This window comes from Candidatus Skiveiella danica, assembly GCF_022705245.1.
In the GTDB taxonomy this organism is placed as follows: domain Bacteria; phylum Pseudomonadota; class Gammaproteobacteria; order Burkholderiales; family Burkholderiaceae_C; genus Skiveiella; species Skiveiella danica.
Window position 1 is genome coordinate 1 of record NZ_JAKJEW010000066.1, and the last position, 3,372, is coordinate 3,372.

Here is a 3,372-nt window from a genome sequence, read left to right on the forward strand (position 1 = left end):
GGCGGTGTATTCCGGCATGGTGCCGGGCTTCGTGGCCGGCCACTACACCGCGGAACAGTGCCGCATCCCGCTCGACGCATTGCTGGCGCGCAGCGGCGCGCGCACCATCGCAGGCAGCGCCATCGGGATCGATGCTGAGACCCGCACCGTGTCCCTGGCCAGCGGCGAGGCCGTGCCCTGGGACTGGCTCAGCGTGAACACCGGGCCGATCATGGATCGCGACCTGCTCGAGGTCCGCATGCCCGGCGCGCGCCGGCACGCGCTGTTCGTGCGCCCGATCGACGCCTTCGTCCAACTGTGGCCCCAGGTCGCGGAGATGGCGGCGAGCCGTCCGATCCACCTGGCCGTGGTCGGCGCGGGCGCGGCCGGCGTGGAACTGGCCATGGCAGCGTCGCACGCGCTGCAAGGCTCTGGCATGCCTCAAGGCAGCCACGTGTCGCTGGTGACCGGGGGCGAACCGCCCGCGGCCATCTACCCCCAGGCGGTGCAGGCCCGCGTGCAGCGTGCCCTGCGCCGCTTGAACGTCACGCTCATCCCGGAAACCTGCGTCGGCGTGGAAGTGGGCGCCCTGCTGCTGGCCAACGGGGCCCGCCTGGTCTGCGACGCGCCGGTGCTCGCGGTGGGCACGCAGGCGCCCGCCTGGCTCGCCGACAGCGGCCTGGCGCTGGACGAGGCCGGCTACCTGGCCGTCAACGCCTTCCAGCAAAGCACCAGCCACCCCCGCGTGTTTGCCGCCGGCGACGTGGCCAGCCGGGTGGATGCGCCCCATCCCCGCAACGGCGTGCACGCCGTGCGCGCCGGCGTCCCGCTGTTGGCCAACCTGCGCGCCGCGATGCAGGCGCTTCCTTTGAAGCCCTATACGCCGCCCCCGCGCACGCTGAACCTGCTGGCCTGCGGCTCGCGCTACGCCATCGGCGCCTGGGGTCCGTTCAGCTTCGAGGGCCGCTGGGTGTGGCACTGGAAAGACCGCATCGACCGCGCCTTCGTCGCCCGCTACGCAACCTGAAACAATGCCCGCCCCTGATTCCCCCGAAGCCGCAACCATGACCATCGCCCCCACCGAACCCCGCCTCACCTCGCTCTCGCACGGTGGCGGCTGCGGCTGCAAGATCGCGCCCGGCGTGCTGTCGGACATCCTCAAGGGCACGACAAAGATGCCCATCCCCAAAGAACTGCTGGTGGGGATCGAGACCGCCGATGACGCCGCCGTCTACCGGCTCAACGACGAGCAGGCGCTGATCGCCACCACCGACTTCTTCATGCCCATCGTCGACAACCCGTTCGACTTCGGCCGCATCGCTGCCACCAACGCCATCAGCGACGTCTATGCGATGGGCGGCACGCCCATCATGGCGCTTGCGCTGGTGGGCATGCCGATCAACGTGCTGTCGCTGGCCACCATCGGCAAGATCCTGGAAGGCGGGGCCTGGGTGTGCCGCGAGGCGGGCATCCCGATCGCGGGCGGCCACACGATCGATTCGGTGGAGCCGATCTATGGGCTGGTGGCCCTGGGCCTGATCCATCCGAAGCGGGTCAAGCGCAATGCCGATGCGCGCGCAGGCGACGTGCTGGTGCTCGGCAAGCCGCTGGGCGTGGGCGTGATGTCGGCCGCGCTGAAGAAGAACGCGCTGGGCCCGCAAGGCTATGCGCAGATGATGGCCAGCACGACGAAGCTCAACACCCCCGGCCCGGACCTGGCCGCGCTCGACGGCGTGCACGCGCTGACGGATGTCACCGGCTTCGGCCTCGCCGGCCACGCGCTGGAGATCGCCCGCGGCGCGAACTGCACGGTGCACATCGACTGGGCCACGGTCCCCCTGCTGGCCGGCGTACGTGAACTGGCCGGGCAAGGCATGGTCACTGGCGCCTCCGGCCGCAACTGGGCGGCCTACGGCGCCGAGGTGGCGCTGCCCGACGGTTTTGCCCCGCAGGACCAGGCCCTGCTCAGTGACCCGCAGACCAGCGGCGGCCTGCTGGTGTCGTGCGCGCCCGAGGCGCTGCAGAGCGTGCTGGCGATCTTCCAGCGACACGGGTTTGACCGGGCTGGCGTGGTGGGCCGGATCGAGCCGGCCGGCGCGGCGCGGCTGGTGGTGGGCTGATCGGGCCCCAAGACCATCAGCGTCGCAGCAGACGCTGCAGCCAGCCCTTGGGCGGGGCCGTTTCCGGCAGGGCCGGCACCTGCGAGGGCGCAAGGTCGTCGAGGATGGCCTGCGGCCGGTCCAGCACCAGCCGACGCGCCTCATCGGCGCCCAGCAGGTGCTCGGCCACCGCCCGCGCCTGGGAAAGGCCGGGCGCCCGCCGGCCGCTGGAGTGCGCATCGGAGGCCAGCAGGTGCACCTGGCCCTCGCCCAACAGCCGCTCGCCCCAGTACTTTGCCCGCTTGCCGAACAGACCTGTCAACGCCCCTGCGGTCACCTGCAACCAGGCGCCCTGACGAACCAGGCGAGGGAACACCTCGTGGTGGTCTTCAATCCAGGTCAGCCGCTCCGGGTGCGTGATCACCGGCGTGTAACCGGCGGCCACCAGTTCGAACACCGCCTCCTCGAAGTGCGGCGGCCGCACATGGTGCGAGGGTTCCAGCAGCACATAGCGCGAGCCGTGCAGCGTGGGCACCGCACCCGCACGCAGCCCCTCCAGCAACCCCGGCACCAGGTGGACGTCAGCGCCGTCCACCAGCGTCAGCGCAATGCGGTACACGTCCAGTGCGGCCTGCAGCTGCTGGCGCGCCCGGCTGATGCCCTGCGCGTCGTTCAGGTAGAGGCCCGGGTAGATGTGCGGCGTACAGGCCATGGTGTGCACGCCATCGGCCACCGCCATGCGCGCCATGTCCAGCGACATCTCCAGCGAGGTCGCCCCATCGTCGATACCGGGCAGGATGTGGCTGTGCAGGTCGATCATGAGGGGGCCTGGGTTTACCGCGCCTCCAGTCGAAACGCGTCGAAGCTCATCTGCCCGCGCAAGCCCGTGAGCGCCTCGGAGTCCAGCTGGGCTTTCAGCTGCAGCACGACCGCGCGGCAGTCGGGCGGCACGGCCAGCGCCACGCTCATGGAGCGCCACTGGCCCTGCGTGTCCAGCAGCGCCGGCGTGCGCGCCAGCTCGCGGTCGCCGGCCACGCAGTTGAAGGTCCACACCAGGCCCTGCTCCGTGCGCATCTGGCGCCCCATGTAGTCCCCGGCAAACCCATAGCTGCCCGGCGGAAGCACCAGCACCTGGCGCACCAGCGGCTGCGCGACCGGGCGCCCGGTGAACTCCACCTGCAACACACGGCCGCGCTCGCCCAGCGCTGGCTGCTCGATCAGCGCGCCGGCCTTCGAGGGGCCCTCGTCGCGCAGCTCCCAATCGAAACCGTCGGCGATGAAGCCCTGCTCGAAA

General features: G+C 71.1%; 4 protein-coding genes. 2 read left to right on the plus strand and 2 right to left on the minus strand.

The features are described 5' to 3' along the window. Both ACMUOY_RS19825 and selD read left to right on the plus strand, forming a co-directional pair. The coding region (locus ACMUOY_RS19825) for an FAD-dependent oxidoreductase (RefSeq protein WP_413894462.1) at positions 1-1,006 on the plus strand (1,006 nt) is incomplete at its 5' end. A 37-nt stretch (positions 1,007-1,043) separates the two neighbouring features. Further along, entirely contained in the window at positions 1,044-2,099 is a 1,056-nt protein-coding gene (gene selD, locus ACMUOY_RS19830) for a selenide, water dikinase SelD (RefSeq protein WP_413894463.1), read from the plus strand. 16 nt (positions 2,100-2,115) lie between these two features. On the opposite strand, the gene ACMUOY_RS19835 is transcribed toward selD, so the two are convergent. Continuing rightward, positions 2,116-2,898: a tyrosine-protein phosphatase gene (locus ACMUOY_RS19835; RefSeq protein ID WP_413894464.1), complete on the minus strand. Its 783-nt coding sequence runs from the start codon at positions 2,896-2,898 to the stop codon at positions 2,116-2,118. Between the two features lie 14 nt (positions 2,899-2,912). Next, a partial coding sequence (locus ACMUOY_RS19840; RefSeq protein ID WP_413894465.1) for a hypothetical protein occupies positions 2,913-3,372 on the minus strand: 460 nt, incomplete at its 5' end.

Excerpts from the sequence above, each read along its gene's own strand:
- selD (WP_413894463.1), top strand. The coding sequence starts at position 1,044 with ATGACCATCGCCCCCACCGAACCCCGCCTCACCTCGCTCTCGCACGGT.
- ACMUOY_RS19835 (WP_413894464.1), bottom strand. The coding sequence starts at position 2,898 with ATGATCGACCTGCACAGCCACATCCTGCCCGGTATCGACGATGGGGCG.